This is a genomic window from Arenimonas fontis (assembly GCF_008386465.1).
GTDB lineage: Bacteria > Pseudomonadota > Gammaproteobacteria > Xanthomonadales > Xanthomonadaceae > Arenimonas > Arenimonas fontis.
Genome location: NZ_VUOD01000028.1, coordinates 1 through 568 on the forward strand (window position 1 = coordinate 1; position 568 = coordinate 568).

The 568-nt window shown below is 68.5% G+C and carries 1 protein-coding gene; it reads left to right on the plus strand.

The features are described 5' to 3' along the window. Positions 1–103 precede the first annotated feature (103 nt). Positions 104–568, plus strand: a 465-nt coding sequence (locus tag F0415_RS12545) for a helix-turn-helix domain-containing protein (RefSeq protein WP_188310390.1), incomplete at its 3' end; no start/stop codon positions are given.

Here is a 568-nt window from a genome sequence, read left to right on the forward strand (position 1 = left end):
TGGTTCTTCTCCCAACTGAGGGGAGAGAGGCGCACGGCCGACCCGGCAGAATTGTTGTTCTCGAGGCAACAAAACGGGGCCGGCCGTGGCCGAAGTGGATTGTATGTCCCAGCTGGGTGGCTGGAAGGGTTATCGCGTATGGGATTGGCGTCAGGAGGATCGGGGCGGCCAGTCCTGGGCGGTGCTGGAACTGGCGCCCGTAGAGGGCGCAGAGCGCCTTTGTTCGGGCTGTGACCAGCCGGTAGCGGCCATCCACGACCAGACCGTTCGCCGGATCCGGGACCTGCCGCTGTTCGAATACGCGGTGGAATTGTGGGTACCGCGGCTGCGCCTGGCCTGCCCGCGCTGCGGCCCGAGGCTTGAGCGACTGGACTGGCTAGACCCCCACGCCCGGGTGACCCGGCGGCTGGCCGAGAGCGTGGCCCGGCTGTGCGCCGGGACATCGGTGCGGCACACCGCCCGGTGGTTCGGGCTGGACTGGAAGACGGTCAAAGCGATCGACTTCCGGCATCTGGAGCGCTCGCTGGGCCCGCCGAACCTGGACGGCGTGCGGCTGCTGGCGATGGAC